This is a genomic window from Yersinia nurmii (genome assembly GCF_001112925.1).
Taxonomy (GTDB): domain Bacteria; phylum Pseudomonadota; class Gammaproteobacteria; order Enterobacterales; family Enterobacteriaceae; genus Yersinia; species Yersinia nurmii.
Window position 1 is genome coordinate 130,833 of sequence record NZ_CPYD01000008.1, and the last position, 16,794, is coordinate 147,626.

The following is a 16,794-nucleotide window of genomic DNA, read 5'->3' on the forward strand; positions in this document are numbered from 1 at the left end:
AGCATCAGGCAAAGGCTGAATCTTTACCTGATTTTTCAGTCATTTCAGGATTGTGACGACGATTCGTTATTGAGTAATTGCGCTTCTAACCAGCTTTTCAACTGCGCTGGTGAGGCTTTCAGGCTATTAGAACCTCGGGTAATGGTAGCAATACCGGCGCCCAGTTGGTTCTTCAGTTCCCGCTGACTCAATTCACCACGCATTAACTCTTGAATAATACGCACGCGCGTCCCCAAAGCCGCACGCTCATCGGGCGTCAGCATCAGTTGCAACAGCGGTTGATGAAGATCTTGCGCTACGGCCTGTTGCAATAGCGCAATAAAGCTTAACCAGTTCTGGTTATCTTCAGCGGAAAGAGCGGGATCGATTACGACATTTTCGGTCATGGTATGCTGCCATACTATTTAACTAGTACAGCAGCATAGCATAAACTAGCAAAAATCAATAACGCCTCTGCCACTCTGCATCACTCAGCACCTTCGCCGGACGGTGCATAAAGTGACGATAGAAAGCATCGTAAGCCAGGACGTTTTTGACATAGCCACGCGTTTCAGAGAAAGGAATACTTTCAATGAAAGCAATAGCATCGACCTGCCCCGCACTATTTCCCAGCCAGGTATTCACTCGTGATGGCCCGGCGTTATACGCCGCGCTGGCGAGAATCCGGTTGCGACCAAACTGCTGATAGACCTCTTCCAGATAGCTGGTGCCAATCTCGATATTTGTGACCGGATCGAGCAATTGGCTGCTGTTCACATAGCCGCTGATATTATTCAGTTTTACCGTATGATCTGCGGTACGTGGCATCACCTGCATTAAACCTGCGGCCCCCACTGGGGATTGCGCTTTCGGGTTCCATGCACTTTCCTGTCGGGCAATCGCCATCGCATAGCTTGGAGTGATGCCTTTGCCTTCCGTTGCCCGACGGAATTCTTGCGGCCATGCCAGTGGGAAGCGCTCTTCCAGGTGATCCCAAAGTTTCGCCACTATCGTCGCCTGTACGCTCAGATCGGCCCACTTTTGGTTAAAGGCATAACGCGCCAGAGCTTCCTGCTGTGGTTTGCTGCGGCTGGCGACCAAATAGCTCCATTCGTTACGTGCCAGATTATCCATATTCCAGTACATCAGCTCGCGAACCCGAGCAATTTCCGGGCTTTCGGCCAATGAGGCATCGGGTTTCGTCGCCACTTCAACCATGATGGGATAAGGTATATTCAGCTTTTGTGCCGCCACCATCGGGTAGAAACCGCGCGCTTTGGTTAACTCACGCAGTATCGCCTCGCCTTCGGTTTTCTTTCCCTGCTCAATTAGCAACGTTGCACGCCAGTAGCGCCATTCGTCTTTATCTTTTGCATCCGCAGGCAAACGCTCCAGCCATGCCTGTAACCCTTTACGGTCTCCGGTGCCTAACGCCATGCGAATACGGCGTTCAAGCAACGGCGTCGCGTGGCTTCGCAACGTGACTTCATCACGCCATTTCGCCTGCTCGTAACTGGCATCATTACCCATCAAACGCCAAGCAACCGCCTCTTCCAGCTCCAGTTTCTCATTCTCGCTCATCTTCTGGAGTCGTGTCAGAGTGGGAATCATGGCGCGAGCGTTTTCCACGTCCTGACGCGCTAAGCGAGTAAAAGCAATAATGGTGGCAGAACGAGTAAAATCTGTCGGCCCTACGGTGCGGGCAAAGCTTTCCACGCTGGCCGGATCGCTCTGCAACTTCGCCAGCGCCGTCCCCATAGTTTGATAATCACTCGGTAATTGTTTTAGCAAGAAATTGACCAGACTGGCATTCCCTTCCTTCAGCGCCAAACGCATCCGCGCCAGCGTTGCCAACGGTGTTTGATGCCCTGCCTGCTGCCAAACCGTAAACAGTTTGTCGCAGCTACCCGGTAAAGACTGACCATTCAACCAGATTTCGCTGGCACCGTCCCAGGCCACCTGCTGCTCGCCGGTCGCCCATTTGGCATAGTAATAATTACAGCGAGCCGCTACCGGCTTCGGCGGCTGTGGGCTAAAGCTCAATAACCCACGCCAATCTTCACGGTTCGCCAGCTCGTTAACAAAACGTGAGGATAGCGAACGCGCCGGCGGCAGCGTCGGATTACGGCTGAGGAAATCACTGATCTGTGCCGCACTGACCTGGCTGAGATCTTGCGTCAACTGACGATATTCCAGATAGGGATACAAAGGATAATCGCGCAGCGTTGGCAACAGCTGCTCCACCGTTGCCATCTGGTTGCTATCCCACGCCTGTTTAACTTGTTGATAGCGCTGCCGTTGGGCATCAAGAGAATCTGCTGACGCCGCGCCTGATGCTGTCACCAGACACACGCCAATCGCCAGGTATCGCCACTTATCCATACTTACTGTTTCCTCACTGGTTGTTGGCTGTACGTCACATTCACCGGATCTTCTGAATAGCTTAGTCATAATGAGTTCAGAGTTTTAAATTCAGGCTGGCTGAGAGTTTCGCTCGATATGCCGCTATGTTCCAGCGTCTTTACCCACTTTTGCAGATATTCCTATAATGGAAAATCCACGTTTTGCTCAATGAAGATAAGCACATAAATTAGGAGTGCGAACGAAATAATAACCTTTATATAATAGTGGTTATCCATATTCATCTTATCCGCTTAATGAAATAAATTCCCCATGACGCTGTGAGATTGGGTTTTAAATTTTTTAGCGATAACGCAAGTAACCACTAGATACATCATTATTAGCATTAGCAAAAATCGCGCCTAAACTCAGGCTTTGACCCTACCGGAATATTCTGTTACTTAATTTTTATTATCTCAGATCAAGGCAGTAAACTGATAATTATCTACTATCCTTCCTCAATATAATCATGCTGTTTCACTGTTTATGTTCAACCCATTAGCATTTAATTTTTAATTAAAAATCAAATAATTAACATAAAGGTGTTCACAACGTAAGGCAAAAGGTATTTTGGCTTGACGCTAAACCGGCATTATTTTCCGGTCAATAAAGGACACAAGGACGGCTAATTTTAGATTTATTAATTCTTTGGAGAAGGTTCCTTCAATGCATAACACACCAAACCAAAAGTCAGCCTCGCCACCCCCATCGGGGAAAACTTGGTATCAGCTCACGATGGATGAGAGCTTAGAGCAGCTCAATACCACTACAGAAGGTCTGAGCCAGCAGGAGGCAGCAGAACGCCTAAAAAAGCACGGGCCTAATGCCTTGCCAGAAAAGAAACGCAAGCATCCCCTCCTCCAATTCCTCGCCCATTTTAATGATGTTCTAATTTATATCCTGCTCGCCGCAGCCTTGGTTAAAGGGCTGATGGGGCATTCCGTCGACACCATAATCATCCTATGCGTCGCGGTCATTAACGCCCTGATCGGTTTTGTACAGGAAAATAAGGCCGAGAAATCCCTGAAAAGTATTCAGAACATGCTGTCCAGTAAAGCCGTCGTTATTCGCGATGGCATTACGCAAACCATTGATGCGAAAGACCTGGTTCCGGGCGATATCGTTACCCTGAAACCCGGTGACAAAATTCCTGCTGACCTGCGTTTGCTGGAAGGCCACAACCTACAGATCGAAGAAGCTATTCTGACTGGCGAATCGACGGTGGTGGAAAAACAAACCGGAGTGATAGAAAGCGAATCCGTTATTGGAGATCGTAAAAACCTGCTGTTCTCTGGTACCACCATTAGTGCCGGTACGGCCAAAGGCGTGGTTATTGCCACCGGCGGCGACACCGAATTGGGTCATATCAACCAGATGATGTCTACCGTTGAATCGACCCGAACTCCGCTACTGCAACAAATGGATCGCCTCGGTAAAGCTATATTCATCCTGATTCTGGTGATGATGGCCGTACTGTTTGTTTTCGCCTTTATCCTACGCGACCTACCGGTTGATGAACTGTTGCTGGCTCTGATCAGTCTGGCCGTGGCCTCGGTTCCAGAAGGGTTACCGGCGATTATCTCAATTATTTTGTCGCTAGGCGTTCAGTCCATGGCGCGTAAAAGGGCGATTATCCGTAAGCTGCCAACGGTAGAAACGTTGGGTGCTATGACGGTGGTATGTTCCGATAAAACCGGCACACTGACAATGAACGAAATGACCGTGAAAGCGGTAATTTTGGCCGACCATTGCTATCGCGTTGAAGGTGAAAGCTACGAGCCCGTTGGCAATATTTATCAGGAAGGCAGCGACCAGCAGGCCGATTTGGCGGCAAACCCAACGCTGAAAACATTCATCACTGCGGTGAATTTATGTAATGACAGCCAGATACAGAAAAACGATCAGGGTCATTGGGTGATTACCGGCGGCCCAACCGAAGGGGCGCTAAAAGTACTGGCGGCGAAATCCGGCATTGAGTTGGGACAGGTTAATCAGCTCGGTAAAATTCCTTTTGATTCCGCTTATAAATATATGGCCACCAGCCATCAGATTCAGTCGGAAAACAGCATCTTCCTGACCGGCGCACCGGACGTACTATTTACCTTCTGTCAGCAGGAACTGACGGCAAACGGCGTCGTTCCGTTCCGCCGCGATTACTGGGAAGCAGAAATGGCTCGCTACGCCAAGCAGGGCTTGCGTATGGTGGCTGCAGCGTTCCGACCTACTGACGAGGGCATTAGCAACCTGGATCATGCCGATATTCAACAGGGTATGGTGTTTGTGGGTATTGCCGGCATGATGGACCCGCCGCGCCCTGAAGCCATTGATGCGATAGCCACCTGCCAACAGGCCGGTATTCGCGTGAAAATGATCACCGGCGACCATCAGGAAACCGCCATGGCGATTGGTGCGATGCTGGGAATAGGCAACGGCACGGATTCCATTACCGGCAGTCAGCTGGAACATATGGACGATGAGGAACTGGCCGAAGCCGCGGTTCGTTACGATATCTTTGCCCGAACCAGCCCGGAACATAAGCTACGTCTGGTGAAAGCGCTGCAAACCAAAGGTGAAATCGTTGGCATGACCGGCGATGGCGTCAACGATGCACCGGCGCTGAAACAGGCGGATGTGGGTATCGCCATGGGGATTAAAGGGACCGAAGTGACGAAAGAAGCTGCCGATATGGTGCTCTCCGATGATAACTTCGCCACCATCGCCAGTGCGGTAGAAGAAGGGCGTCGGGTTTACGATAACCTGAAGAAAACCATTCTGTTTATCCTGCCAACCAACCTAGCGCAAGGACTGCTAATCATCTTTGCCATTCTTGCCGGGGCGGTCATTCCGTTAACGCCGCTGCAAATTCTGTGGATGAATATGGCGACCTCTACCACGCTTTCCTTCGGTCTGGCATTTGAACCGGCAGAAAGAGGCATAATGAACCGCAATCCGCGAGATCCTTCGCGCCATGTGCTGGACGGCCACGCTATTTGGCGTATCGCCTTTGTCGGTACTTTGATTGCTATCAGTGCCTTTATTCTGGAAGCTTATCTGGAGCCTCGGGGCTACAGCACCGAATTTATCCGAACAGTGCTCATGCAAACGCTGGTTACCGCGCAGTGGATTTACATGTTTAACTGTCGCGTAGCGGATCGCTTCCCGCTGAACAAAGAGTTGTTCGTTAACAAAGGCCTGTGGCTGGTTTCCGGCGTATTAATCTTGCTGCAACTGGCGATAATCTATTTGCCGTTTATGAACACGGCCTTTGGGACCGAACCGCTGCCAGCCTATTACTGGGGCCTGACATTACTGGTGGGTATTGCCATCTTCATTATTGTTGAAATAGAGAAATGGGTTATCCAGCGTTTTAAACCTTCCATAAAATCTGTTTGACTATATTCCGCTTTATTTCTCCGCCCGGTGTTAAAACCGGGCGGTGTTCCCTGAAATGAAGATATTTAAGAAAATTCCCTGCCCTGCCGATACCATGACGAGCATTGCAACAATGTGATCTTGTAATACAATCAGAGAGAATAAAAACAGTAAATCTAAGCGCCGATAATAAAATGACTTTTTCTCACTGACTAAGTTGCTTGTTTCTATTTCCGAGGCCGATCCACAGGAAGCGCAAAAATGACTATCTCGACTTGCGCAATCAACGGCGTCAGTAAGAATCCTCAATACGTTATGCCTCCCTGGCATTTTTGGCGTATTTGTCAGTATCTGTTGATTGTATTGACGTTAGTATTTTCTACCGGCGCCGGATCGGCGGAAGAACCTGCGAATGCGAACGTTGTGCAGGCGCGGACAGACGCCGCAACCAAAATGGTTTTGGGGATTATCAGCTATACACGCTGGCCGGTGACTCCGCAGGTTATTAGGTTATGTATTGTCGCCCCGACCAACTATGCAGAAGGCCTGTTTAACCCAGCGTTAATGGCAACGCAACATCCCATTAAAGTCGAGCGATTCCCGTTTGCCAGCCCGGCTATTTCAAGCCAATGCGATGCTATTTATTTGGGAAGTACCACCGAAGAACAGCGGTTGGAGTTAATTAATCGTACTCAAGGTCATCCGATACTGACAATCAGTGAGGATTATTCTGAATGCACCACCGGCAGCGCCTTTTGTCTGTTAGTGGAAGATAACCAGGCATCTTTTAAGGTTAATATGGATGCGTTAGCACGTACAGGAGTTCGTGTTCATCCGAGCGTACTGCAACTCGCCCGTAAGAAGGCTGATGGTTTATGAGACTGATTAAAAGAATAAATAAACGTCGTGCAAAATTACCTAGCTTAGGGAAAATACTTCAACGCATACATTTAACCGTGGCTCTGGTTGCTGTGGGGATGGCCGGTATCTTTATTACCCTGGTTGCTATTTTTTCCTTGCGTGTTTACGCCGATCACAACCTGCATTTGATCGCCCGTTCAATTAGCTATACCACCGAAGCCGCCGTCGTCTTCGGCGATAATATTGCTGCCAGTGAATCGCTGGCGTTGATTGCAGCCAGTGAAGAAGTGGCCGAAGCCAAAATTGTTGATGCCAATGGCAAGCTCATTGCCAGTTGGTCGCTACCAGCCCACGGTCCGTTCCATAAGTTGGAACAAAGCGTTGCCCATTGGGCACTGAGCGGTCCGGTAGAACTACCTATCATGCACAACGGCGAACGCATAGGTACTATTATTATGGTCGGTCACGGCGGCAGCCTGCTCAGTTTCCTGCTGCGCGGAGTGATTGCCATGTTGGCCGGTATCATTGCCAGTACGCTAGTCGCCCTGTTCCTTTCTCGTCGTATGCTCCGCAGAATTGTCGGCTCGCTGAATCGTATAACTGAAGTGGCGCACGATGTGAGTCTGCATCGCAGCTTTGGTCAAAGAGTTCCATCGGTTCACATCAAAGAACTCAATGAGTTAAGTAACGATTTCAATGGATTACTGGAAGAGCTGGAGATCTGGCAGGCGCATTTAACGCAGGAAAATGATTTCCTGACTCATAGGGCGACTCATGACAGCCTGACCGGGCTTGCCAATCGCGCCTTTTTTGAAGTCAGCCTGAACCGTACGCTCAATGAATGCGCGGATAAAGATATGGTGGCATTGATGTTCCTCGATGCCGATAATTTCAAAGAGATTAACGATAATTATGGCCATGCCGCCGGTGACGTCGTACTCATCACCATGGCTGAACGCATCCGTTCGCAATTACGCGAAACTGATTTTGTTGCTCGCCTGGGCGGCGACGAATTTGCCGTACTGTTGACGTCAATCGGCAATAGCTACGATGTATTATCGATCGCGGACAATATCATTCATTGTATGGCTCACCCTATTACACTGCCTGACGGCACGGACATCACAACATCAATCAGTATTGGTATTGCGTTCTATCCGGAACACGCGCAAACGCCAGTAGAGCTGTTACAGCGTGCGGATGAGGCCATGTATTTGGCGAAGAACAATTACCACGGAGGCGGTCGGGTGATTCTGCCCCAAAGCCTGACACATACAGCGTAAAAAGAATAAGGTCATACAATGCAAAAGTTGAGGAGTAGCCTGTGGATTGGCTTGATGGCGTTGGGTTTATTGCTGCTAGCGGGTTGTCAGAATAAACCTCAGGGCCTGACAGCGGAGCAGATAGCCGCTCTACAGGAACAGGGATTCAAACTAACGGACAACGGTTGGGAGTTTGGCCTGTCAGATAAGGTGCTATTCAGCAGCAACGTCGGAAACTTGAATGCGCAAGGAGAGCAAACCGTAGAGAAAATCGGTCACGCCTTGATGGACGTTGGTATCAACCATATTCGCCTGGATGGACACACCGATTCTATGGGTGAAGAGAGTTACAATAACCAACTGTCTTATGGCCGCGCCAGCGCCGTCGCCGATACCCTATCTTCCGTCGGTATGCCGAAAGCCAATATCGAAGTTCGCGGGCTCGGTAAGCTAAATCCAGTTGCCGATAACCGCACGGCCAAAGGCCGGGCTGAAAACCGTCGAGTGGCAATGATCGTCACCGCGCCCTGACACCAGAATAAGCCCATTCTGTGGGGGCGGTCAGCCCGCCGTTCCTGCAAAAAGGTTATACTCCGTTATCTTCAAGGATGTATGGGATCCGTTATCGAAACGGGCTACACTCCGCACCAGACATCCTAATAAAAACTGATATAGAGAGGCTAGAGCAACGTGGCTCAATACGTCTATACCATGCATCGCGTCGGCAAAGTGGTTCCGCCGAAGCGTCATATTTTGAAAAACATCTCCCTGAGCTTCTTCCCCGGCGCCAAAATCGGCGTATTGGGTCTGAACGGCTCCGGTAAATCTACCCTGCTGCGCATTATGGCCGGTGTAGATACCGATATCGAAGGCGAAGCGCGCGCCCAACCAGGTCTGAAAATCGGTTACCTGCCGCAGGAACCTCAGCTGAATTTGGAGCAAACGGTACGCGAAGCGGTAGAAGAATCCGTTAGCGAAGTTAAACGCGCGCTGACCCGTTTAGACGAAGTCTACGCGCTGTATGCCGATCCGGATGCCGACTTCGATAAGCTGGCAAAAGAGCAAGGCGAGCTGGAAGCGATTATCCAGTCTCACGATGGCCATAATCTGGATAACCAGCTGGAACGTGCTGCCGATGCGCTGCGTCTGCCGCCTTGGGATGCCAAAATTGCCAATCTGTCCGGTGGTGAGCGTCGTCGCGTAGCGATCTGCCGCCTGCTGCTGGAAAAACCAGACATGCTGCTGCTGGACGAACCAACCAACCACCTGGATGCCGAATCCGTGGCTTGGCTGGAGCGCTTCCTGCACGACTATGAAGGCACCGTTGTGGCGATTACCCATGACCGTTACTTCCTGGATAACGTGGCTGGCTGGATTCTCGAACTTGACCGTGGCGAAGGTATTCCGTGGGAAGGCAACTATTCCTCTTGGCTGGAGCAGAAAGACGCTCGTCTGGCGCAGGAAGCCTCTTCCGAAGCCGCTCGTCGTAAATCTATCGAGAAAGAGCTGGAATGGGTTCGTCAGAATCCGAAAGGCCGTCAGGCTAAAGGCAAAGCACGTTTGGCTCGCTTTGAAGAACTTAACAGCGTTGAATACCAAAAACGTAACGAAACCAGTGAGTTGTTCATTCCACCTGGTCCACGCTTAGGCGACAAAGTGCTGGAAGTTCAGAACCTGAGCAAATCCTACGGCGATCGCCTGCTGATTGACGATCTGACCTTTGCACTGCCGAAAGGCGCCATCGTCGGTATTATTGGGCCAAACGGCGCGGGTAAATCTACTCTGTTCCGTATGTTGTCCGGTCAGGAACAGCCTGATTCCGGCACCATAACCTTGGGTGAAACCGTGCAGTTAGCCTCTGTCGACCAGTTCCGCGACAGCATGGATAACAGCAAAACCGTGTGGGAAGAAGTTTCCGGCGGTCAGGACATCATGAAGATCGGTAACTTTGAATTGCCAAGCCGTGCCTACGTTGGCCGCTTCAACTTTAAAGGCGTCGATCAGGGTAAACGCATCGGCGAACTATCCGGCGGTGAGCGTGGTCGTATCCATCTGGCAAAACTGTTGCAGGTTGGCGGCAATATGTTGCTGCTCGATGAACCAACCAACGACTTGGATATTGAAACCCTGCGCGCACTGGAAAACGCCTTACTGGAATTCCCAGGCTGTGCGATGGTTATTTCCCATGACCGTTGGTTCCTCGACCGTATTGCTACCCATATCATCGATTATCAGGATGAAGGGAAAGTCGAATTCTTCGAAGGTAACTTTACTGAATATGAAGAGTGGAAAAAGCGGACGCTGGGCGCTGATGCCTTAGAACCGCACCGTATTAAGTACAAGAAAATGACCAAGTAATTCGTCATTCACTGCTAAATACTGCTCACCTTGGTGGGCAGTATTTTTTTAGCCTGACGCATGGATAGCAAATGAAATTACGTTCAATCTCTGAAGCACTGAAAAAATTAATAAGAATCCGCAAAATCCGATGGACGCTATTTTTATTTATTCTGGGTGGAGCAGTCTATTTTTGGTGGCAGCAAGGCACTCTGGTTAGGGAAGAATGGAGCCCCAATCATCAATACGTTATGCGATTTTATAAGATTACCCAGTTGATTCCCTCTATGGGTTCCCCCGGCGACGGCTCTCATTACAGCGGCTACATTAAAATTGAAAATCAGGCCGGTCAGGTTTTTCACACTGAACAGGTTTCGCTAATGGATTTTATTGAAGGCCCGCACTGGAGCGATTATGGCGTTTATTGGTTTGGGACCGATTTTAACGATATTGTTCCGCTCCCTACTTCTGCCGAAAAGTAATTCTCTCACTTAGCCAAAGCACTACAAATCATTAGGTTAACCCTTGGGCATAATGGGTAAATACCGGATGCCCCATAACCACATCAATAAAACAGCTCAATGCTGGTGAATTTAATTTCCGGCTGGGATAAACCAAATACAGTTCATTACCTTCGACCAGCCACTCTGGCAACACTTCCACTAATTTCCCCTGCGCAACCTTTTCGCGGCTGAGAAAAGCGGGCAGCAAGGTAATTCCCCCCGCCGACAGCGCGCACTCAATGGCGTAGAGCAAATTATCGGTGACGTGGAGCTTAGGTAACTGCCAACGGAAATATTCATCCTGATAATTTAATACCAGTTCTGTCCAGGCGCGGTGGGTAATCCAACGATGTTCCTCCAACTGACGTGGATGTAAAATTGGCGGAAACTGAGTCAGATAATCAGGGGAAGCCAGTAAATTGCGTGGCGCATAGCCCAAGCGGCGCCCAATCAATGATGAATCCTGAGGTTTTCCGGTGCGCAACGCTACATCGAAGCCTTCTTCCACCAAATCCACTTTAACGTCGGAGACCAATACCTCGAGAGAAACATCGGGATATTGTCGTTGAAAATCAGTGGCAATCTGTGCCAGCAAAGTGGCGGCCAGCCCTGCCGGACTGGAAACTCGCAGTCGGCCGCTGGGATTATCCAGCAAGCGCTGTAGGGTTAAATCGGCCCGCTCCGCCGCCAGTAGCATTTCCTGGCAGTGCACCAAATAACGTTCACCGGCGAACGTTAGGCTGATCTGACGCGTGGTTCGATTCAGCAGCCGGATACCCAACCGGTGTTCCAACAGGCTAATACGCTGACTGACGCTGGATTTAGGTAAACCGGCGATGGCCGCCGCTTTGGTGAAACTGCCGCATTCGGCCACTCGCGCAAACAGCGCCATATCCTGTAGCTGCTTAAACATAATTGTTCACCATAGACGAACGCTTCGTTATTGATTGTCCATCTTATCACTCTAGTTAATCGGGTCTAGACTCAAGGTCTACCTAAAAAGGAGCTAGACTATGTCTCATTACGCTATTGCGGTTAATCCGCAGCACCCCGCCGATTTTATTCAGATCCCGTGGGATCAGCCAACGCCCAATGCTTTCGATCTCTTGGTGGAAGTAAAAGCCGCATCGGTTAATCCGGTCGATACCAAAGTCCACGCCGGTCTACAGAAAAATGGCTTACAACAGCCGCGAGTACTCGGCTGGGATGCCAGCGGCGTAGTCATTGCCGTAGGTAGCTCGACACAGGGTTTTAGCGTTGGAGATGAAGTCTGGTATGCCGGTGATCTGACACGTCCTGGCAGCAACGCCACGCATCAGTTGGTCGATGCCCGCATCGTGGCGCATAAACCGAGTCGCCTGAACTGGGCAGAAGCCGCCGCCATGCCGTTGACCGCATTGACCGCCTGGGAAGGGCTATTTGAGCACCTAAAAATTCAGGAAGCGCCAGCGGGGAAAACCCTGTTGATCATTGGTGGTGCCGGTGGCGTGGGATCAATGGCGATCTCACTGGCAGCGCTGCGCAGTCAGGTTAAAGTGATCGCCACAGCCTCTAATCCAACCTCCGCACGCTGGTGTCTGGATCGCGGCGCGGATCTCACCGTCGATTATCGCGATCTAAAAGGAGAACTGGCCAGTAATGGAATCGAACAGGTGGATTATATTTTCTGTCTGAATGACACCGACGGTCACTGGGCGGCGATCGGTGATCTCATCGCACCGATGGGCCACATTTGCACCATCGTGGAAAATACACAGCCCCTCGATCAAAGCGCGTTGAAACTGAAAAGTGCCGCTCTCCACTGGGAACTGATGTTTACCCGCAGCATGTTCAACACGCCGGATATGGCGCAACAGGGAGAAATATTGAAACAGGTCGCTCAATATGTCGACGCAGGAGAACTGCGCGGCACGCTGAGTGAGACTTTACACGGCCTAACGACTGAAAACCTGCACGCGGCGCACCAAAAAGTACTGACCGGACGCATGCAGGGCAAGCTGGTTATCGCTTATTAATTATCATTCTGCACACTGTCCCGCTCGCTGATCGGTGAGCGGGATAATCGCAGCGGATCGGCGGCCAGCAATTGCTGAACCAATTCAACGCAGCGCAGGAAGCGCTCGTCATAGTCTGCCGATTCCACGTGAACATACTCAACGTTATTGGCCCTCAACATGTCTTGCAGCAGGCTTTGGAAGGATTTCCGATCGGAAGTACTTCCCAGGCTACGTAAACCGTCAGCCACCCACGGAGTATTATTCTCCAACAGAATCACCAGATCGAAGCGATACTCATCGATCAATGCCTGCACGAAAGGATGCTCCCGCCCTTCGTATTTCTTACAAAATGCCTGAGTCGTGACGAAGTCTGTATCGATAAAAGCGACCTTATTGGCGTATTTCACCGCGAAATCCACGTACTGCGCCTGCCCCAAGGCTATTTTGTCGTAATCCGAGTATTGCAACGCCATCTCATCGCCACCCAAATGGGAAAATACGTAATCCCGCCCGTATTCCCAGGCGCTGGTGGTATTGAATATATTGGCTAATTTATTCACCAGCGTCGATTTTCCGCTGGATTCGCCGCCGAGGATAGCCACCGTTCGGACAAAGAAGGGTTTGACTTCGGTAGGAATATAATCCCAGTAACGGAAAGGATCACGGCGAATCTGACGGCCGCTGATCTTCATAAATGAACGCTGCGGATCGATCAGGATGGTTTCGATACCAAATTGTTCGCGATAGCGCGGCGCATCCTGACTTTCGCTGGAATAGATAAAACTCGGCACTATACCTTTATCTGCCATAAAGGCTTTTACGCCGCGGCTCCAGACATCCCAACCGTGCGGATAGGGTTCGATGCCGTGCTCGTCAAATGAGTGAATGCGAATGTTTTTTTGATATTTGAACGTTTGCAGCAGCCAGCGCAAACGGTCACTAACCGTTGGCTGTTGTGACATGGAGCTGTTCTCGAACAGTTCCCGATCCCGAGGTTCGTCGTGGCACAGAATGATATGCAATTCATCTACTTGGCTACAGGCTCGTTGGATCAAATAGATGTGACCGGTATGCAGCGGGTAAAATTTACCAAACACTACGCCCACCTTTTTCTCGCGGCGGGGGAACTCCAATTCAAGAAAACGATGCAGAGCTTCAAGCTTTTGCGCACTGGGGCTTTTAATTTTATCGTTAAGTAGCTGGCTTAAATATCCTTTGGTCATCCCGCTGGCTTCGGCCACTTGCTGTAACGTGCAGCCTTTCTGTTTGATTGCCGTTTTTAAATAATCGAACTGCAGCATACTGCCTCCTGTTTAGCACGCTAAACAAAAATAACACAGTATGCTGCTCAAACAACACGACTAAATGCAGCTTAGAGATCCTCTAAAACCGCCAGCGCGTCGGCCAGTTTTTTCACACCAAATACCTGCATATTCGGCAGAGGCTTCTTCGGCATGTTGGCGTGCGGCACGATGGCTCGTTTAAAACCGTGCTTCGCCGCTTCGGAAATTCGCTCCTGACCACTGGGCACCGGGCGAATCTCACCGGCCAATCCGACTTCACCAAATACCACTAAATCCTGTGGTAAAGGCCGATCCCGCAAGCTGGATACCAATGACATTAATAACGCCAAATCGGCGCTGGTTTCCGTCACTTTTACCCCACCTACCACGTTAACGAAAACATCCTGATCCGACATTTGAAGGCCGCCGTGACGGTGTAAAACCGCCAGCAAGATAGCCAGTCGATTCTGTTCCAATCCTACCGCTACTCGCCGCGGATTCGACATCATCGAATGATCCACCAGCGCTTGAATCTCAACCAATAGCGGGCGTGTCCCTTCCCACACCACCATCACCGAACTACCCGCAGTGACTTCATCACCCCGGCTGAGGAAAATAGCCGATGGATTACTGACTTCACGTAGCCCTTGTTCCGTCATAGCAAAAACGCCCAACTCATTCACCGCGCCAAAGCGGTTTTTGTGGCTGCGAAGAGTACGGAAGCGGGAATCGCCGTCGCCATCCAACATCACCGAACAGTCGATACAGTGTTCCAACACTTTCGGGCCGGCCAGCGAGCCGTCTTTAGTCACATGACCGACCATCACTATCGCCACGCCGCGTGTTTTTGCAAAGCGAGTGAGATAAGCGGCAGTTTCGCGCACCTGCGCCACGCTACCGGGAGAGGACTGAATATCGGCCATATGCATCACCTGAATGGAATCAATCACCATCAGCTTAGGCTGTTCTTGCTCGGCAATCAGGCAAATCTGCTCAATGCTAGTTTCTGATAGCATATTCAGATTACCGGTGGGCAAACCAAGTCGATGCGCTCGCATCGCCACCTGCTGTAGCGATTCCTCACCGGTGACATACAGGGTTTTCATGCCTTCAGATAGCTTGCACAATACTTGCAACAGCAGGGTACTTTTCCCCGCGCCGGGGTTACCACCAATCAGAATGGCACTACCGGGTACCACACCACCGCCCAACACCCGATCAAACTCTAGGAAGCCGGTGGTGAAACGCGGCAGCGCCTCCAGACTGATATCTGACAGCTTTTGTACCCGACTGATACCCGCCTCGCCCGCGTAGCCACCGAGGCGATCGTTACGCGAAGAAGGCGTTGCCGCAGCCAGACGCACTTCGGTAATGGTATTCCAGGCGTTACAGGCACTGCACTGCCCCTGCCAGCGCGGATAATCTGCGCCGCACTCATTACAAACAAATGCGCGTTTTGGTGCTTTAGCCACGTCTTTTCCTCTGTCTTACGATCTCACAATAAATTGAAAGTTTAATAGGCTTGAGCGTTGTAACCGCCTATTTTTCTACGGTTTACTGGCGTGATGGCAAACTGCGCGATCACGCCAGAAACGTAGGGAATTAGCGTTCTTCGTGCTTCAGACTGCCGCTTAGAATACACAGCACGCTCATCAAATCACCGTGCCGAATCGCCACTTTCGCTTTAGCATAAACCTTAGGCTTAGCATGGAACGCCAGACCTAAACCGGCAGCCTGCATCATTTTCAGATCGTTGGCACCGTCGCCGATGGCAATGGTTTGCTGAATCGGAATAGACAGTTTTTCCGCCAGTTTAATCAGTGTGTCGGCTTTGTATTGCGCATCGACAATCGGGCCAAGCACCTGACCGGTTAGTTTGCCGTCACGGATTTCCAGCTCATTGGCAGCTACCGCGTCCAGATGCAGCTTATCCCGCAGATATTCCGCATAATAAGTGAATCCACCAGAAGCGATAGCCACATGCCAATTCAGCGCCTGCAATTTCTTCACGAGCGTGACCAAACCCGGCATCAGCGGCAAAGTATCTCGTACCTGTTTCAGAATATTGGCATCAGCGCCTTTCAGCGTACCTACCCGCTGACGCAGGCTGGCAGAGAAATCCAGTTCCCCTTGCATTGCTCGCTCGGTTACAGCCGCCACTTCGTCGCCTACGCCGGCTAACTTGGCTATTTCATCAATACATTCGATTTGAATAGCCGTGGAATCCATATCCATAACCAATAAACCCGGCGTACGCAAATGAGGAATTGCGCCTAGCGGAGCCACATCGAGTCCGCTTTCGTCCGCCAGCGTTTTAATCCGCGGTGTCAGGCTACCAGCCAGACGAATCACCTGATAGTCATCGACGCACCAAGCGGAGACAATCACCATCGCCGCGCCCAAACGGCGTTGAAAATCGGTAATACGTTGCTTATCCAGCTTTCTGCCGTACAACAGCCAACCCGTATGGCCCGCACGATAATCCAGCGGCATGACCTCATCACCACTCAAAGAAAGCGGCAAACCGGGCCACTGATAAATCTCCGCGGGGAGATCGCAATAGGTCAGACTATTTGACATGAAAAGCTCCTGTAGAAACCCAGAATCGGCAATATATACCCAATAGCTTCACATCACAGCAAAGCTGCAATATAAGCCCAATAATTTCTCGTTGCGGCTAGGCGGCAACTGAGCGAATACCCAGGAGCTTAGTCCACTAAGTGACTGGGGTGAGCAAAAGCAGCCAATACCGCAGCAGCGAGAAAGATGAAGGGTAAAAACGATGCATCAAGCTATCCTA

The 16,794-nt window shown here is 50.6% G+C and carries 13 protein-coding genes; 7 read left to right on the top strand and 6 right to left on the bottom strand.

Translation table 11 applies throughout. The features are described 5' to 3' along the window. Positions 1-44: 44 nt before the first annotated feature. Positions 45-386 (bottom strand): trp operon repressor, encoded by a 342-nt coding sequence (gene trpR / locus AD970_RS11540; RefSeq protein ID WP_049598978.1) that lies wholly within the window; start codon positions 384-386, stop codon positions 45-47. A gap of 55 nt (positions 387-441) precedes the next feature. Beyond that, positions 442-2,361, bottom strand: a complete 1,920-nt coding sequence (gene sltY / locus AD970_RS11545) for a murein transglycosylase (protein WP_049598980.1) — start codon at positions 2,359-2,361, stop codon at positions 442-444. A 684-nt stretch (positions 2,362-3,045) separates the two neighbouring features. On the opposite strand from sltY, the gene AD970_RS11550 reads away from it, so the two are divergent. From AD970_RS11550 to AD970_RS11575, 6 genes are all read left to right on the top strand, one after another. After that, positions 3,046-5,772: a cation-transporting P-type ATPase gene (locus tag AD970_RS11550; protein ID WP_049598981.1), complete on the top strand. Its 2,727-nt coding sequence runs from the start codon at positions 3,046-3,048 to the stop codon at positions 5,770-5,772. Positions 5,773-6,012: 240 nt separating this feature from the next. Then, complete coding sequence (locus AD970_RS11555) at positions 6,013-6,630, top strand: YfiR family protein (protein ID WP_049598983.1); 618 nt, start codon at positions 6,013-6,015, stop codon at positions 6,628-6,630. After that, positions 6,627-7,895, top strand: a complete 1,269-nt coding sequence (locus tag AD970_RS11560) for a diguanylate cyclase domain-containing protein (protein WP_049598986.1) — start codon at positions 6,627-6,629, stop codon at positions 7,893-7,895. Before AD970_RS11555 ends, AD970_RS11560 begins: the two co-directional genes overlap by 4 nt. An 18-nt stretch (positions 7,896-7,913) precedes the next feature. Beyond that, positions 7,914-8,405, top strand: coding sequence for an OmpA family protein (locus AD970_RS11565; RefSeq protein WP_049598989.1), 492 nt, complete (start codon positions 7,914-7,916; stop codon positions 8,403-8,405). A 159-nt stretch (positions 8,406-8,564) separates the two neighbouring features. Continuing rightward, positions 8,565-10,232 carry an energy-dependent translational throttle protein EttA gene (ettA, locus tag AD970_RS11570; RefSeq protein ID WP_049598991.1) on the top strand — a complete coding sequence of 556 codons (1,668 nt, stop codon included), beginning with the start codon at positions 8,565-8,567 and terminating at the stop codon, positions 10,230-10,232. A 71-nt stretch (positions 10,233-10,303) separates the two neighbouring features. Then, positions 10,304-10,693: a hypothetical protein gene (locus AD970_RS11575; RefSeq protein WP_049598995.1), complete on the top strand. Its 390-nt coding sequence runs from the start codon at positions 10,304-10,306 to the stop codon at positions 10,691-10,693. 31 nt (positions 10,694-10,724) lie between these two features. On the opposite strand, the gene AD970_RS11580 is transcribed toward AD970_RS11575, so the two are convergent. Next, the gene (locus AD970_RS11580) at positions 10,725-11,627 is read right to left on the bottom strand and encodes a LysR family transcriptional regulator (protein WP_049598998.1); all 903 of its coding nucleotides are present in this window, start codon (positions 11,625-11,627) and stop codon (positions 10,725-10,727) included. A 100-nt stretch (positions 11,628-11,727) separates the two neighbouring features. Here AD970_RS11580 and AD970_RS11585 point away from each other — a divergent pair, with 100 nt between their 5' ends. Beyond that, positions 11,728-12,729 (top strand): zinc-binding alcohol dehydrogenase family protein, encoded by a 1,002-nt coding sequence (locus AD970_RS11585; protein WP_049599000.1) that lies wholly within the window; start codon positions 11,728-11,730, stop codon positions 12,727-12,729. On the opposite strand, the gene nadR is transcribed toward AD970_RS11585, so the two are convergent. The 3 genes from nadR to serB form a co-directional block, all read right to left on the bottom strand. Next, positions 12,726-14,012, bottom strand: a complete 1,287-nt coding sequence (gene nadR, locus AD970_RS11590; RefSeq protein WP_049599003.1) for a multifunctional transcriptional regulator/nicotinamide-nucleotide adenylyltransferase/ribosylnicotinamide kinase NadR — start codon at positions 14,010-14,012, stop codon at positions 12,726-12,728. The two genes, AD970_RS11585 and nadR, sit on opposite strands and share 4 nt — an antisense overlap. Positions 14,013-14,083: 71 nt before the next feature. Next, the gene (radA, locus tag AD970_RS11595; RefSeq protein ID WP_049599006.1) at positions 14,084-15,466 is read right to left on the bottom strand and encodes a DNA repair protein RadA; all 1,383 of its coding nucleotides are present in this window, start codon (positions 15,464-15,466) and stop codon (positions 14,084-14,086) included. A 130-nt stretch (positions 15,467-15,596) separates the two neighbouring features. Further along, positions 15,597-16,574, bottom strand: a complete 978-nt coding sequence (serB, locus tag AD970_RS11600) for a phosphoserine phosphatase (protein ID WP_049599009.1) — start codon at positions 16,572-16,574, stop codon at positions 15,597-15,599. Between the last annotated feature and the right edge of the window lie 220 nt (positions 16,575-16,794).

What these genes read in the sequence shown, in the direction of transcription:
- AD970_RS11550 (WP_049598981.1), top strand. Translation starts at nt 3,046, where the DNA reads ATGCATAACACACCAAACCAAAAGTCAGCCTCGCCACCCCCATCGGGG.
- trpR (WP_049598978.1), bottom strand. Translation starts at nt 386, where the DNA reads ATGACCGAAAATGTCGTAATCGATCCCGCTCTTTCCGCTGAAGATAAC.
- nadR (WP_049599003.1), bottom strand. Translation starts at nt 14,012, where the DNA reads ATGCTGCAGTTCGATTATTTAAAAACGGCAATCAAACAGAAAGGCTGC.
- serB (WP_049599009.1), bottom strand. Translation starts at nt 16,574, where the DNA reads ATGTCAAATAGTCTGACCTATTGCGATCTCCCCGCGGAGATTTATCAG.
- AD970_RS11560 (WP_049598986.1), top strand. Translation starts at nt 6,627, where the DNA reads ATGAGACTGATTAAAAGAATAAATAAACGTCGTGCAAAATTACCTAGC.
- sltY (WP_049598980.1), bottom strand. Translation starts at nt 2,361, where the DNA reads ATGGATAAGTGGCGATACCTGGCGATTGGCGTGTGTCTGGTGACAGCA.
- AD970_RS11575 (WP_049598995.1), top strand. Translation starts at nt 10,304, where the DNA reads ATGAAATTACGTTCAATCTCTGAAGCACTGAAAAAATTAATAAGAATC.
- AD970_RS11585 (WP_049599000.1), top strand. Translation starts at nt 11,728, where the DNA reads ATGTCTCATTACGCTATTGCGGTTAATCCGCAGCACCCCGCCGATTTT.
- AD970_RS11565 (WP_049598989.1), top strand. Translation starts at nt 7,914, where the DNA reads ATGCAAAAGTTGAGGAGTAGCCTGTGGATTGGCTTGATGGCGTTGGGT.
- AD970_RS11580 (WP_049598998.1), bottom strand. Translation starts at nt 11,627, where the DNA reads ATGTTTAAGCAGCTACAGGATATGGCGCTGTTTGCGCGAGTGGCCGAA.
- AD970_RS11555 (WP_049598983.1), top strand. Translation starts at nt 6,013, where the DNA reads ATGACTATCTCGACTTGCGCAATCAACGGCGTCAGTAAGAATCCTCAA.